15 protein-coding genes are annotated in these 13388 nt (G+C 68.1%); 1 reads left to right on the top strand and 14 read right to left on the bottom strand.

Annotated elements, in window-relative coordinates; all coding sequences use genetic code 11:
- Nucleotides 1-208: 208 nt before the first annotated feature.
- Nucleotides 209-754: a ferritin-like domain-containing protein gene (locus ACSVDO_RS23095; protein ID WP_332537914.1), complete on the top strand. Its 546-nt coding sequence runs from the start codon at nt 209-211 to the stop codon at nt 752-754.
- 107 nt (nt 755-861) lie between these two features.
- Here the strand turns inward: ACSVDO_RS23095 and otsB are convergent, their stop codons facing one another.
- From otsB to ACSVDO_RS23025, 14 genes are all read right to left on the bottom strand, one after another.
- Nucleotides 862-1563, bottom strand: a complete 702-nt coding sequence (gene otsB / locus ACSVDO_RS23090) for a trehalose-phosphatase (protein ID WP_489596572.1) — start codon at nt 1561-1563, stop codon at nt 862-864.
- Nucleotides 1556-2245, bottom strand: a complete 690-nt coding sequence (locus tag ACSVDO_RS23085) for a glycosyltransferase family 2 protein (protein WP_489596571.1) — start codon at nt 2243-2245, stop codon at nt 1556-1558. Before ACSVDO_RS23085 ends, otsB begins: the two co-directional genes overlap by 8 nt.
- Nucleotides 2242-2829, bottom strand: a complete 588-nt coding sequence (locus tag ACSVDO_RS23080; RefSeq protein ID WP_489596569.1) for a class I SAM-dependent methyltransferase — start codon at nt 2827-2829, stop codon at nt 2242-2244. The genes ACSVDO_RS23085 and ACSVDO_RS23080 overlap by 4 nt, the downstream gene beginning before the upstream one ends.
- Nucleotides 2819-3490 (bottom strand): PIG-L deacetylase family protein, encoded by a 672-nt coding sequence (locus ACSVDO_RS23075; protein WP_332537910.1) that lies wholly within the window; start codon nt 3488-3490, stop codon nt 2819-2821. Before ACSVDO_RS23075 ends, ACSVDO_RS23080 begins: the two co-directional genes overlap by 11 nt.
- A 2-nt stretch (nt 3491-3492) precedes the next feature.
- Nucleotides 3493-4446: an acyl-CoA dehydrogenase gene (locus ACSVDO_RS23070; protein ID WP_489596567.1), complete on the bottom strand. Its 954-nt coding sequence runs from the start codon at nt 4444-4446 to the stop codon at nt 3493-3495.
- A complete protein-coding gene (locus ACSVDO_RS23065; protein ID WP_489596565.1) occupies nt 4443-5894 on the bottom strand; it encodes an alpha,alpha-trehalose-phosphate synthase (UDP-forming) in 1452 nt (483 codons plus the stop codon). The genes ACSVDO_RS23070 and ACSVDO_RS23065 overlap by 4 nt, the downstream gene beginning before the upstream one ends.
- Nucleotides 5895-6125: 231 nt before the next feature.
- Nucleotides 6126-6638 carry an RraA family protein gene (locus ACSVDO_RS23060; RefSeq protein ID WP_489596563.1) on the bottom strand — a complete coding sequence of 171 codons (513 nt, stop codon included), beginning with the start codon at nt 6636-6638 and terminating at the stop codon, nt 6126-6128.
- Nucleotides 6631-7620, bottom strand: a complete 990-nt coding sequence (locus tag ACSVDO_RS23055) for a tripartite tricarboxylate transporter substrate binding protein (RefSeq protein WP_489596562.1) — start codon at nt 7618-7620, stop codon at nt 6631-6633. Before ACSVDO_RS23055 ends, ACSVDO_RS23060 begins: the two co-directional genes overlap by 8 nt.
- A gap of 74 nt (nt 7621-7694) precedes the next feature.
- The gene (locus ACSVDO_RS23050) at nt 7695-9695 is read right to left on the bottom strand and encodes an aconitase family protein (RefSeq protein WP_489596560.1); all 2001 of its coding nucleotides are present in this window, start codon (nt 9693-9695) and stop codon (nt 7695-7697) included.
- Nucleotides 9696-9774: 79 nt separating this feature from the next.
- A complete protein-coding gene (locus tag ACSVDO_RS23045; protein ID WP_489597389.1) occupies nt 9775-10674 on the bottom strand; it encodes a LysR family transcriptional regulator in 900 nt (299 codons plus the stop codon).
- A gap of 137 nt (nt 10675-10811) precedes the next feature.
- Nucleotides 10812-11372, bottom strand: a complete 561-nt coding sequence (locus tag ACSVDO_RS23040; RefSeq protein WP_489596558.1) for an NADPH-dependent FMN reductase — start codon at nt 11370-11372, stop codon at nt 10812-10814.
- 77 nt (nt 11373-11449) lie between these two features.
- Entirely contained in the window at nt 11450-12427 is a 978-nt protein-coding gene (locus ACSVDO_RS23035) for a tripartite tricarboxylate transporter substrate binding protein (protein WP_332537902.1), read from the bottom strand.
- Between the two features lie 47 nt (nt 12428-12474).
- The gene (locus ACSVDO_RS23030; protein ID WP_332537901.1) at nt 12475-13032 is read right to left on the bottom strand and encodes a VOC family protein; all 558 of its coding nucleotides are present in this window, start codon (nt 13030-13032) and stop codon (nt 12475-12477) included.
- Complete coding sequence (locus tag ACSVDO_RS23025) at nt 13022-13387, bottom strand: NIPSNAP family protein (protein WP_332537900.1); 366 nt, start codon at nt 13385-13387, stop codon at nt 13022-13024. Before ACSVDO_RS23025 ends, ACSVDO_RS23030 begins: the two co-directional genes overlap by 11 nt.
- Nucleotide 13388 lies beyond the last annotated feature (1 nt).

Below are 13388 nucleotides of genomic sequence, written 5' to 3'. Positions count from 1 at the left end.
GCACAAAAGCCCGGCACCCGCATGCGCAATCAAGGGTATGTCCTAGGCCATTGGCGCGTGTACGCGGCGGCCAACGCGCGCTTGCCGCCAACCGCCCATGTCAACACAAGCTCCACTCCCACACCGCGCCCGGATTTCATCCGTTACGGTAGCAAGTGCTGGTGTTTCCCCATGCCAGATATCCCATTCCAATCCCACGAGGTGTGCAATGAACAATAACGAGCAACAACCACGTCAGCTGACACTCGACAACCAACGACTCGAAGCGGCAAAGCAAAGCCTGGACCAGGGGGCGGTGACGCCCGAGGCCGAGCAATGGCGCGAAGCCATCATCAAGCTGCTCAATGATTCGCTGGCGACCGAAATCGTCTGCGTGCTGCGCTACAAGCGCCACCACTTCACGGCCACCGGCCTGGAATCGCCGGCCATTGCCGATGAGTTCCTGGTGCACGCCAACGAGGAGCAGGCGCATGCCGACAAGATCGCCAAGCGCATCGTGCAGCTGGGCGGCAAGCCCGATCTGAATCCCGACACGCTGACCAGCCGCAGCCACGCCGACTACGACGAGCAGGAAGACCTGCACGCCATGATCCGCGCCAATCTGATTGCCGAGCGCGTGGCCATCGAGGCCTACACGCAGATGATCGAGCTGATCGGCGACAAGGACCACACGACGCGCCGCCTGATCGAGCAGATCCTGGAGCAGGAGCAGGAGCACGCCGACGAGCTGTCCGACTGGATGAAGCGCGCCTGACGCGCAGCGGGTAAATGCCCGGCGCAGGGTTGGCCATCGGCCCTGCGCCGGCGCATTTCCGGTGAATTTTCGGCTCAGTGCCGGCTCAGTGCCTGGATGTTTCCGGCTCAGGCCGGGCGTATGCGCACCTGCAGCTGCAGCCAGGCTAGCACATTGGCCGGCCGCGCAAACACCCCATCGGCATGGTCCGCGACGCGCTCGCCGACCGCAAACGCCAATCCCCCTAGCGCCCGCGCGGCCTGCATGGCGCTGATATCGCTGGTGTCGTCGCCTATGAACACCGGCATCCTGCCGCAATACGGTGCCTGCTGCATCAGCTGCTGCAAGGCCGCCCCCTTGTCGATATGCGCGGGCAGCCATTCAATCACTTTTCTGCCTTCGCACAGCCCATGGGTGGGCATTGCAGCGGCCAGCTGCGCGCCGAGTTCGCGAATCATGGCTTCGGCCGCGGGCGCCTGGCGCCAGTGCAGCGCCAGGCCGCAAGGCTTTTCCTCGACCAGGGCGCCGGGCCAGGGCTGCAGTGCCTGGCGGCAGCGCTGCGCCAGCGCCGCCAGCCGGGCATCGGCCGGCGCGGCCTGCAGGATCTCGGCGCCGTGGCTGCCGACCAGCGCGATGCCCGCGCCTTGCAGCAGCGGCGCCAGGTCGGCATACGCCCGCCCGCTGATGCAGGCCAGAGCGCCGTTGAGCCGCGGCGCCAGCGCGGCCAGGGTCTGCAGCAGCAGCGCACTGACCTGCACCGCGGCCGGCGTGGGCGCGATATCGATCAGCGTGCCGTCGAAATCGACAAACAGCGCTATCGGCTCAGCCAAGGCCGGCCCCCGCGCCGCGCTGCGTCTCCTGAACGCCGCGTTCGAGCTGCAGCAGGAAATCGCCAAAGCCTTCGCGCGCGCGCGGATCGCGCCGCGCGCTGGTCACCACGCAGGGCGCGATGCGCCGCGCAATGCGCAGTCCCGCCTGCTCGCAGCGCCGCACCAGGCTCACGTCTTCGTGCGCCTTGCCCGGAAGAAAACCGCCGACCTGCAGATAGGCCTGGCGCGTCAGCCCCAGGTTGGCGCCATGCACATGCGGGTGGCCGTCGCGCGGCACCGTGGCGTGAAACGCGCGCACCACCTCGGGTGCGTAATCGCCCCAGTCGTCGACGCGCACAATGCCGCAGAACACCTCGGCGCCGCAGTTCCACTGCGCGTGCAGCCAGTCCTCGGGCACCTGGGTGTCGGCGTCGGTGCAGGCAATCCAGTCGGCGCCGCGTTCGAGGGCGCGCTGCGCGCCCGCGCACCTTGCCCGGCCGACGTCGCGCGCATCGATCTCCAGTACCTGGTCGGCATGCGCGCGCGCGATGCGCGCCGAGCCGTCATCGCAGGCATCGAGCACCACCACCAGCAGCGATTCGACGCCATGGCCTGCGAGATGCCGCATGCTGGCGCGCACCGACTGCAGGCAGGCCAGCAGGCGCTGCTCCTCGTTGTGCGCGGGAATGACAATGCCCATCATAGAAGTCCGTCCTTCTGCGCCACGCTGACGCTGCTGGCGCTCAATACGTCAATCAACAAATCATGGTCCTGGTAGCCGGCCAGGCGCGCAAAACCCGTGACTTCGGCCAGCAAGTCATGGGCAGCCGGCGCCGGCGTGATGACCTGGGCAAAGGGGTGGCGCCAGTGCGCCAGCAGCAGCACGCAGTCGGCCGAGGCCTGGATGCGGATATTGCGCGCCAGCTGGCTGAGCTGCGCCTCGCTCAGGTAGTAGGCGACATCGCACAGCAGGATCTGGTCGAAGCTGCGCGCCGGCCAGTCCTGGGTGATGTCGGCCTGCACGATCTCGACATGGGCCAGGCCCTGCAGGCGCTCACGCGCCAGCGAAACGGCTTTCGGCGAGACGTCGATGGCCAGCACATGGCGCGCGCGCGGCGCCAGCATCTGCGTGATCAGGCCGGTGGAGCAGCCGATTTCCAGCACCCGGCCGAGCTTTTCATCGGGCAGCAGCGCGGCAATCAGCGCGCGCCGGCGCTTTTCGTACCAGTGCGTCTCATAGCCCCAGGGATCGGGCTCCTCGTGGGGCGCGTCAAAGTCAATGGCCATGGACGTAGTACTCGTGGTCGGTGGTGAACTCGGCAAGGAATTCGTCGCGGATGATGGCGCCGGCGGGCGTGGCGTCGCGGCTGAACTGGGTCTGGAACAGCGCCGCGGCGCGCTGCTTCAACGCGCGTTCGGCGGGCGCCAGCGTGATGGCGGCCACGCCCTCCTGGGCAAAGAACTGGGTGCGGCGCGCGCGGTCGATCAGCGCCCAGACGGGGTAGAAGATGCTTTGCCCCGCGGCACTGACCTGGCGCAGGCCGTGGGCCACCATTTCGTGGTCGGGATGGCCGTCGTTCCACCAGGGGGCGACGCACAGCGCATCGGCGCGGCAATGGTTTTGCAGCGCGCGCTCGACCAGCGCCGGCTGCTCCATGAGCTGCGAATCGCCCAGGCCCCAGAACGTGGGCGGCGGATAGCCAAGCAGGGCCGCGGCCTGGAGCGACTCCTGCTGGCGCGCGGCGCGCAAGGCCAGCTCTTCGTCGACCGGCAAGGCGCCAAAGCAGCGCTCGCCATCGGTCACGATATGCACTTCGACGCTCAGGCCCAGCCGCTGGGCGCAGCGTATCAGGCCGAAGCAGCCGAAGACCTCGTCATCGGGATGGGGGGCCAGCACGGTGAGGGTGCGAAACCCGCGCAGCAGCATTTCAACGGGCACGGGCAGCATGGCTAGAGCTCCCAGACCACGGCCGCGGCCTGTGACAGCCGGCCCAGGCCCTCTTCGTCCTTTTCGGCATGCTGCTGCGTGCACCAGACCGCCAGATCGGCGCAGCGCTGCGCATGTTCGGCGTGGCTGCACAGCGGGCCAGGGCCCATGGCGCGCGCGCTGCGCTCTATGATTTCCGTCGCCAGGCCGCGCATGAAAGCGCGCAGCGCCTGGACTTCCTCCACCCAGGGCTGCTGCGGCGCGGCATCGATGCGCTGGGCGAGCTGGTGCAGCATGGCGCGCGCCGCGCGCAGCTGGGTGAACATCGCGCCCAGATGCGCGGCCGCATGCGGCTGGTCGGGGTGCAGCCGCTGGCGCAGCAGCTGCGCGATCTCGCAGGCCGCGCCATACCAGCAGGCCGCTATGCCCGCGCCGCCATGCCAGAAGCCCGGGCGCTGCAGATAGACGCAGCGCGCGCCAATCCAGGTGGCCGGCGTGCGCTCGAACTGCACCGTGGGCGTCGCCACATGGCGCATGCCCAGCGCCTGCCAGTCCTGGCCTTGCAGCGTGATGCCCGGCGCGCGCATGTCGACCATGGCGAAGCCGGGCTCGCCTTGCGCATCCTCGCAGGTGAGCAGCGCGTGGGTGGTGATGTCGGCGCCCGAGCACCAGGACTTGCTGCCGACCAGCACGCGCTCGGCGCCGCTGCCCTGCAGCTGCAGCGGCGCCCTGGGGTTTTCCGCGGCCCAGACGCTCCAGGTACGCGCCTGCTGCGGCGGCGAGACTTTCAGCTCCTGCAGTATGGTCAGCGCATCCCAATGGGCTTCGGCGAGCTTGCAGGCCGCGAGATCCTGCGCGGCCAGCGCGGCCAGCGCGCGCCAGCGCTGCAGCGTCGCGCCCGCGGCTGCTCCGGGTGCGGGCAGCTGCGGCGTGGCGTGCAGTGCGCGCTGGAACAGCGCGCTGCTCTGCGCGCTCATGAGCCGGTTCTCTCGAAAGCCTGGCGATGGCAGGCGAACAGATCGAACAGAAAGCGCTGGTGCCACCACTGGATGTCGTGGCTGCGCAGGCGCTTGAGCATGGCGCGGTGGCGCTGAACGCGTTCGAGCAGCGGCATCTGCAGCGCGCGTTCCAGCGCCTGGGCCACGCCGCGAATGTCGAAGGGGTTGACCAGCAAGGCTTCGCCCAGCTCCTGCGCCGCCCCGGCGAACTCAGACAGCACCAGCACGCCGGGATCATCGGGGTCCTGCGCGGCCACATACTCCTTGGCCACCAGGTTCATTCCGTCACGCATCGGTGTGACCAGCGCCACGCGCGCGAGCCGGTAGAAGCCCGTGAGCAGGCCCTGGTCGCACACGGTGTTGACATAGCGCACCGGCGTATAGCTGGGAGTGCCGTGCCTGCCATTGATCTGCGAGGTGCGGGCTTCGAGCGCCGTGCACAGCTGCTGATAGCTGGCCAGTTCGCTGCGGCTGCGGCTGGCCATCTGCAGCAGCACCGGCGATGCCGCATCGACGCCGGCGCCTAGATAAGCGTCGAAAGCACGCAGCTTGTGCTCCAGCCCCTTGCTGTAATCGAGCCGGTCCACGCCCAGCACCAGCGCCCGCGTGCCCAGCGACTGCCGCAGCTCCTGCACCGAAGATTGGGCGAAGGCCGTGGGCGCATCGTCTTCGATGCGCTGCGTGTCGATGGAAATCGGGTAGACGCCGAACTGGCTGCTGCGGCCGCGCCAATGCACATGAAAGCAATCGTCACCCGCCAGGGTGATCTGCATCTCCGCCTGGCGGCTGCGCGCCGCCTGGAAATAATCGAGCAGATTCTTCAGGTCATTGCGGGTTTGCAGGCCCACGATGTCATAGTCCAGCAGCCCCGCAAACAGCTCCGCATGGCGGGGAATCGCGCGCAGCAGGTCGGGCGGCGCAATGGGAATATGGTGAAAGTAGCCGATTGCACCCGAAAAGCCGCTGTCGCGCATGGCCTGAGCGGTCAGCAGCAGATGGTAGTCATGCACCCAGACGAAATCGTCGTCCACGGCGCAGGCCAGCACTTCATCGGCAAATCTGCGATTGACCTGCCGGTAGACCGCAAAATATTTCTCGGAAAAATCCAGATAATCAGGACGCGAATGGCAAACAGGCCATATCACGGAATTTGAAAACCCCAGATAATAATCAGAATATTCCTGCTCGGTCAGCGAGAAAACACTGTAATCTATATTCCCAACGGCGCCGGATTGCCTCTGGCAGTCTGCTGATATCGCTCCGCTCCAGCCTATCCATGTCCCCTGCACCGTCTCGAACGTATCCTGCACCGCAGTCGCGAGCCCGCCTGGTTGTGGACTTTCGTCATGACAGACCCGGTTCGAGACAATAATCAATTTCATTTTTAATAACGGATAGCGCTTGATATGCTCAAACTGACTTTCCATTATTGCCCTGGATGAAATTTTAAATGTAGGATAGCTGGCCCTGTGAATGTGGGAGACCGATAAATAGCTTTTTCATTAGATAAATTCAAAGCTCATGAATTTATTCGATGACTGCGCGCCGCCGGCCAGCGCGACGTTTGATACGCGATGGCCGGGTCCGCGAGCGTCACGCCGAGATTGCTGTTGCGCTGCAGGGCGAAGCTCCCTTGTGGCGCAGACCGCCGGCCCGCATCAGGCCGAGCGCACAAACACCACGCCGTCCGCGTCCAGCGCCACCCAATCGCCATCGGCGATCGCCACGCCGCCCAGCGCCAGCGCGCCGTGCCGCGTTGCGGCGTGCGACTGGGCCGGCGCACGCCGCGGCACCGCGCCCAGCGCCAGCACCGCGAAATCCAGCCCGGCCAGCGCCGCAACGTCGCGCACCGCGCCGTGCACGATCACTCCGCGCCAGCCGTTGGCCAGGCCCAGCCGCGCCATGCGTTCGCCCAGCACCGCCACGCGCAGGCCGCCGCCGGCGTCGGCGTCGGCCACCAGAATGCGTCCTTGGCCCGGCGTGTCGAGCAGCGCGCGCAGCGGACCTGCGTCCTCGAACGCCTGCACGCAGGCCATCGGCGCGCCCGCGGCCTGCAGACCGCCATAGGAGCGCCAGGGCAGATGGCAGACCCGGGCCTGCTCGCCCAGCCGATCGCACAGATCGGCCGTGGCTTCGCCCGGGAGAATGGGAGTCGGCGCGCCGTCAGTCAAGCGTGGCTCCCGATTGCTTCACCAGCTTCTGGTGCTTGAGCAGCTCGGCCTGGAAGAAGGCCGGCGCGGCTTCCGGGCCTATGGACAGCAGCGACAGCCCTTGGCCGACCACGGCCGCATGGGCTTCGGGCGAGGCCATGGCCTTGGCGATCGCCGCCGCATATCCATCGACCTGGCCCCTGGGCAGGCCCGCGGGCGCGATCAGCGCGACCCAGGCGTCAAACGCGTATTTGGGCACGCCGGCCTCGGCCAGCGTGGGCACGTCGGGCAGGGCCGCCGAGCGCTGGCTGGTGCTCACGGCCAGCGCGCGCAGCGTGCCGGCCTTGATCTGGGCCGCCACCTGCGAGATCGACACAAAGCCCAGCTGCACCTGACCGCCTATCAGGTCGGTGATCAGCGGACCGGTGCCGCGGTAGGGCACATGCTTGATGTCGATGCCGGTTTCGCTGACCAGCAATTCGCCCGCGAGGTGCAAGGTGCTGCCGTTGCCTGCCGAGCCGAAGTTGAGGCTTCCCGGGTGGGCCTTGGCATGGGCCAGCAGTTCGGCCACCGACTTCACGGGCAGGGCCGGGTTCACGGCCAGCACCAGCGGCACCGTTGCCAGCACCGCGATCGGCGTGATGTCCTTGAGGCTGTCAAAGGGAATCGACTTGTAGATGCCGGGATTGATCACGTGGTTGGATGAGATCATTCCCAGCGTCATGCCGTCCCTGGGCGCCTTGACCAGTTGGGCCGTGCCGGTGATGCCGCCGGCGCCGGTCAGGTTCTCGACCACCACGGCGTGGCCGGTGGCGCGGCCAAAGCCCGGCGCCGCCGCGCGCGCAATCGCGTCCACGGTCGAGCCCGCGGCCAGCGGCACGATCAGCCGTATCGGCCGGGCGCTGTTGACTGGCTGTGCCAATGCGCCGACCGGCGCCGCGCAGGCCGCAAGCAAGGCCGTGGCCAGCAGCGCGCGCCGCGCCATGAATGTAGTGTGTTTCATCGTCTTGTCTCCTTGGTTTTATGGGTGGACGGTGCCGGTCTGCGCCGGCCCTCGCCATGGAGCGCGCGCTGCGCTCAGCGGTGGCGCGCCTGCAGCTGCTCGAACGACAGCAGTTCTCCGGCAATCGCGCTGGCCGCCACCGTCGGCGGGCTCGCGAGCCATACGCTGCCGGGGCCGCCGCGGCCGGGGAAGTTGCGGTTGATCGCGCTGACCGTGACCTGGTCGGCGCGCTGCGAGCCCCCGGGCCCGCAGTTGCCGCAGGCGCCGCACGAGGGCTGCAGAATGCGCGCGCCCACGCGCTCGAATGCGTCCATGTAGCCCGCGGCGATGCAGTGATCGCGCACCGCCGTGGTGCCGAACTGCAGGTACAGCGCCACGCCGGGAGCGACGCGCAGCCCGCGGTCCGCAGCCCAGCGCAGCACGGCGTGGTAATGCACGAAATCCTCGCGCTTGCCCGCGGTGCACGAGCCGCCGTAGGCGATGTCTATGCGCAGCGGCGCGGCGACATCCGCCAGCGCCAGGCCGTTGCCCGGATCGCCGGGCGCCGCGACCATGGGCGGCACACCCGCGCAGTCGATCTCCAGCACCTGGGCGTACTCGGCGCCGGCATCGCTTTGCATCCAGTCTTCGAGCCTGAAGTCGACGCCGCGGCGCTCGCGCAAAAAGCGCAGCGTCTCCTGATCGGGCGCGACGATTCCTGTCAGGCCGCCGAGCTCGGCCGTCATGTTGGTCAGCGTCGCGCGCTCGTCGATCGACAGCGCCTGCACGCCCTCGCCGACAAATTCAAACACCTTGCCCACGCCGCCGCCGGCGCGGATGAACGGCTGGGCCAGCAGGTGCAGCACCAGGTCCTTGGCGGTGACGCCCGCGGCCAGCCGGCCGTTGCAGCGCACCAGCAGCGAGGCCGGCACCGTGAGCCGCACCGCGCCCGTGACCAGCGCATTGGCCATGTCGGTCGTGCCCACGCCGAACGCCACGCAGCCCAGCGCGCCGCTGTGCGGCGTATGCGAATCGGTGCCCACGACCAGCTGGCCCGGCAGCGCGTAGTGCTCGGCGACCATGGCATGCGAGATGCCGGCCGCATCGCTGGCCTGGTCGTCCAAGGCTTCGGCCTCGGTCAGCGTGCGGTGCGAGCGCAGGCCGTATTCGGCAACGAAGGCGCGCTGGGCCTGGACCATGCGCTGCACGTTGGGCACCAGACCGGCGCGCACATGGGCCGGGCTTTCCTCGACATACGAGGTATGGTCCTCGAAGACGATCACCGAGCCCGGGTCCTGCAGCGCCAGCGGCCGGCCCAGGCTGGCATGCAGCATGTGCGCGGCCATGCCGGTGTAGTACTCGTGAATGAAACGCCAGTCGGCGCGCACGAAGATTCCTGCGCCCACGAGCGGCGACGCGGGCGTCAGCGCCGTCGCCAGCGCATGGCGCGCGACGATCTTCTCGAACAGCGTCTGCGGACCGGGCGCCGCGTCACAGGCGCTCTCCTTGATGGCGCGCATGTGCGCCTGGCCAAAGCGCAGCAGCCCGCCGCTGCGCAGGACGGCCGCGGCCAGCGCATCGCGCCCCGCGAGCAATTCCTCCAACGGGATGGCTTCTCCCGCCGCAATGCGCTCGACCAGGCCCAGATCGGTGGACGTGAACAGCCCGATGTTGTCGGCGTTCTGCCGGTAGATGCGCTCGAAGCTTTCGGCAATCACCAGTCGCACGCCGGCCAGCTTCTCTGCCGTGGGGCTGTGCTCGCGCGACGAGCCCTTGCCGTAACGCTTGCCCGCGACCACGACTTCGATGCCCGCGGCGCGCACCGCGTCCGCGCCAATCGGCAGGCTGTCGCCGGCCTTGAAGCCGGTGTAGGGGTAGCGGCCCAGCTGCTCGTCGTAGTGCGTGAGAATCGGCAGCGGCGTGATCTCGTCGGTCGATACGTCATCGCGCAGCGGCATGGCCTGGGCCAGCGCCCGGGTTTCGCTGCGCAGCACGGCCTCGACCGCTGCCGGCGACTGGCTCAGGAACAGAATGCGCGCATTGAAGCGCAATGCGGCGGGTGTGTGGATGGGTGGGGAATGGGGTTTGTCAGCCATGCGCCATGCTGGCGCGCCGGGGCCTGCAGGCCAAGCGCCAACACGGCAAGGGGGGTCGCGCGAAATGCGCGATCGGGACTTACCCCGGGGCTGGCTGCTTGAGGCTGTCGATCAGCGCCTGCGTGGCGCGCGGCTGCGGCGAACGGTGCAAGGCGTAGAGGTGCAGGCTGCGCGCGGCCCAGGACGCAGCCAGTGGACGGCGCGCGAAATGCGCGGCACCCGCATAGGCCGCGGCCGCGCTGTGCGGCACCACCGCCACGCCCATGCCGGCTTCGACCATGCGGCATACGGCATCGAAGCTGCTGACCGACACCGTGGGCGCGAACACCCGGCCCAGCGCGAGCGCACGCGCCGTGAGTTCGCGGTCCAGCGCCCCGCCCTGGTGGATGCCTATCAGCGCATGGTCCAGCGCCTGGCCGAAATCGACGCTGGCCTGGGCCGCGAGCGCATGCGCAGCGGGCACCACCACATACAAGGGATCCTGCGCGAAATGCCAGGCGTCCAGGCCCGCGGGCGCGTCCACCTGCACGCCCACGCCGACATCGGCGCGGTCGTCGAGGCAGGCGCGCAGCACGTCTGAGGTGTCCATTTCATGCAGCGCCACGCGCACCTGCGGATAGGCCGCCATGAAGCGCTTGAGGCGCTCGGGCAGAAAGCCTATGACCGACGACATGTTGGCGTACAGCCGCACCGTGCCGCGCACCTCGTCGCCTTCGGACTGCACTTCGCGCACCAGCGCCTGCAGGTCTTCGTCTATCTGCAGGCCGCGCGCGAGCACCACGCGCCCGGCATCGGTCAAGGACACGCCGCGGGTCGAGCGCACCAGCAGCGGCCGGCCGAACGCATGCTCCAGGTCGGCAAGCCGCCGGCTCAGCGCCGAGGCCGCGATATGCTCTTGCGCCGCCGCGCGCACGATGGAGCCGGCCTGGGCGGCGGCGACAAAAAGGCGCAGGCTGTAGGGATCGACGCGGCGGGTGATCTGCAAGGGGGCGCACTCCTGGAACAGGCAGCATTGTCCCATGGCGAGCACGCAGACCATTCAAGACCGCCCTGCCCTGGCTGCGCGCGCGCCTGAAACTTTAGCGGCTAAAAAAAGGGCGCGCGCGCCCCCGGGGCTCAGCCCAGCGCCTGCAGCTGCTGCTGGCGCTTGGCATGGCGCACCAGCGCGTCCATCTGCGACTGCACGAAGCCGCGCGTCGTGGAGTCGGTGCACTGGCCGTCGGCGTCGAACTTCTGGTTGGCGAAACCGACGAACACTTCGGGCTTGACCAGCACGGCGGCATTCATGAACAGCAGCACCTTGCGCAGGTCATACTGCACGCGTGCGCCGCCCAACGGGCCGGGAGTTGCCGACAGAATGGCCACGGGCTTGTCGAGCAGCGGCTGGTCGTCGCCGCGCGAGACCCAGTCGATCGCATTCTTGAGCATTCCCGGAATCGAGAAGTTGTACTCGGGCGTGGCGATGATGACGGCATCGGCCTTGCGTATGCGTTCGCGCAGCGCCGACACCGATGCGGGCAGCCCTTTGGCCATCACGTCGGAGTTGAATGCCGGCACGTCACCCCATTCGCAGACCTCCAAGGTCGTGCCTTCGGGCAGGCAGTCGCCCGCGAGATTGAGCAGCATGCGGTTGATGGATTGGCCGCGCAGGCTGCCACAGATTCCGACGATGTCCATGAAAATTTCCTTGAAGGTCACAAAAAAAGGGCTGCGTCCGCAAGCCTGCGGCGCAGCCCCGCGATTGTCGCGTGAAATCAGGTCTGCAGCGGAATGCCGACCTGCTGGATGACATCGCGCCAGCGCGCGATTTCGCTGCTGACCATGGCGCGCATCTGCTCGGGCGAACTCGGCGTCGCGGCGCTGCCGGCCTGGGCCAGGGCCTGCTGCAGATCGGGCGCCTTGAGCGCCTTGTGGATTTCGGCGGCGAGCTTTTGCACCACGTCCGCGGGCGTTCCCGCGGGCGCGGCCAGGCCCAGCCAGGAGCGCACCTCGAAGCCCGGCAGCACCGCGGCGACCGTGGGCACGCCCGGCGCCGACGGCCAGGCCTCGGCACTGGTCACGGCCAGCGCGCGCAGCCGGCCCGACTTGATGTGCGGCGCGGCCACGGTGAGCGTGTCGGTGAGCACGTCGACGTCGCCGGCGATCACCGCCTGCACCGGCGCGCCGCCGCCGCGATAGGGTATGTGCAGCAGCTTGACCTGGGCGCTCGCGCCCAGCAGCTCACCGACCATGTGCTGCGTCGAGCCCACGCCCACCGAGGTGAAGCTGATCTTGTCCGAATCCTTGCGCGCCATGGCCAGCAGTTCGGCCAGGTTCTTCGCCGGATGCTCGGCGCGCACCGCGACAACGAAGGGAAACGACGACACCGTGGACAGGAAAGCGAAGTCCTTGACCGCGTCATAAGGCATGGACTTGCGCAGCGCCGCCGACACGGTGTGCGCGCCCGTGAGCATCACCAGGCTGTAGCCGTCAGGCGCGGCCTTGGCCACGGCGTTGCTGGCAATGGAGCCGCCCGCGCCGCTCTTGATTTCCACGACCACGGGCTGCTTGAGGCTTTCCTGCAGCTTCTGGCCCACGAGGCGGGCGACGACATCGGCATTGCCGCCCGCGCCGAAACCGTGGATCAGCTGTATGGGCCGGTTGGGATACGCGCCCTGGGCCCAGGACGTGAACGGCGCCAGCGAAGCGGCGCCGGCAAGCAGCGCGCTGCGGCGGGAAATGGGGGCGGTCATTTTTTTGTCTCCTTCTCTTCTTGGTTGGAAAAATGGCGCGCCGCGTCTCAGGCCGGCGCGCGCACGTAGCCGGTCTGGGCGCCGAACACCTTCTCGCGCTGCGACCAGTCGTGGGTCTCATTCCACAGCGCCAGCACTTCGGGCGCCTGCGCCTCGAACTGCGCATAGCGCTGCGGATCGCAGGTGCGCACCGTGAGCTCCAATCTGTGGCCCGAGGGGTCGAAGAAATAGATCGAGGTGATGAAGTCGTCGTGGTTGGTCGGGCCCACGACCTGCAGGCCCTTGGCCAGCAGGTCGCGCCGCGCCTGCTCCAGCGTCTCGAGGCTGTCGACTTCGAACGCGAAATGCTGAATCCAGCCCGGCGTATGCGCGTCGCGCCCCGAGGCTTCGCCCGCATCCTGCGGGCATTCGAAGAACGCAATGTTGCTGCCGTCCTCCATCTCGAAAAAGATATGGATGTGCGGGCTGTACTTGCCCGTGGACGGCACATGGTCCTCGCCCATCGCGTGGGCGAACTTCAGGCCCAGCACTTCGGTATAGAACTGCACGGTCTGGGCCGCGTCCTTGCAGCGAAAGGCCGCATGGTGGAGTTTCTTACATAGCATCGGGGGTCTCCTGTTGAATGGGGGTGACGCAAGGGGCTTGCCACAGCGGCGTGAAGAACGGCGCGGGCGTGAGGAACTTCGATTCCTGGCTCTGCAGCAGCGGCAGCATGCGCGCCACATAGGCCAGCCAGCGGGGCTCGGCCATCAGGCGCGCGCGCCGCGCCGCGCGTTCGTTGAGATCGACATAGGCCCACAGATGCACGATCTGGTTGAGCGGGCCGGATTCGGTGGTGTAGTAGCCGACCATGCGGCCCAGGATGCGCTGCTGCACCTCCAGACCTTCGGCTTCGTACAGCGCGAGGTAGTCGCGCCACTTGCCGGGGTGGGCGGTATAGGTGCGTTGTTCGACAAGCATG

The sequence above is a fragment of the Comamonas sp. DB36 genome, from assembly GCF_057914905.1.
The sequence above is the reverse complement of the archived record's forward strand: the minus strand, read 5'-3'. Positions and strand labels throughout refer to the sequence as shown.

Bases quoted from the DNA above. Each gene is read 5' to 3' on its own strand.
- ACSVDO_RS23040 (WP_489596558.1), bottom strand. From the start codon at position 11,372: ATGGACATCGTCGGAATCTGTGGCAGCCTGCGCGGCCAATCCATCAAC.
- ACSVDO_RS23085 (WP_489596571.1), bottom strand. From the start codon at position 2,245: ATGATGGGCATTGTCATTCCCGCGCACAACGAGGAGCAGCGCCTGCTG.
- ACSVDO_RS23095 (WP_332537914.1), top strand. From the start codon at position 209: ATGAACAATAACGAGCAACAACCACGTCAGCTGACACTCGACAACCAA.
- ACSVDO_RS23055 (WP_489596562.1), bottom strand. From the start codon at position 7,620: ATGAAACACACTACATTCATGGCGCGGCGCGCGCTGCTGGCCACGGCC.
- ACSVDO_RS23080 (WP_489596569.1), bottom strand. From the start codon at position 2,829: ATGGCCATTGACTTTGACGCGCCCCACGAGGAGCCCGATCCCTGGGGC.
- ACSVDO_RS23030 (WP_332537901.1), bottom strand. From the start codon at position 13,032: ATGCTATGTAAGAAACTCCACCATGCGGCCTTTCGCTGCAAGGACGCG.
- ACSVDO_RS23070 (WP_489596567.1), bottom strand. From the start codon at position 4,446: ATGAGCGCGCAGAGCAGCGCGCTGTTCCAGCGCGCACTGCACGCCACG.
- ACSVDO_RS23035 (WP_332537902.1), bottom strand. From the start codon at position 12,427: ATGACCGCCCCCATTTCCCGCCGCAGCGCGCTGCTTGCCGGCGCCGCT.
- ACSVDO_RS23065 (WP_489596565.1), bottom strand. From the start codon at position 5,894: ATGGAAAGTCAGTTTGAGCATATCAAGCGCTATCCGTTATTAAAAATG.
- ACSVDO_RS23025 (WP_332537900.1), bottom strand. From the start codon at position 13,387: ATGCTTGTCGAACAACGCACCTATACCGCCCACCCCGGCAAGTGGCGC.
- ACSVDO_RS23050 (WP_489596560.1), bottom strand. From the start codon at position 9,695: ATGGCTGACAAACCCCATTCCCCACCCATCCACACACCCGCCGCATTG.
- ACSVDO_RS23075 (WP_332537910.1), bottom strand. From the start codon at position 3,490: ATGCTGCCCGTGCCCGTTGAAATGCTGCTGCGCGGGTTTCGCACCCTC.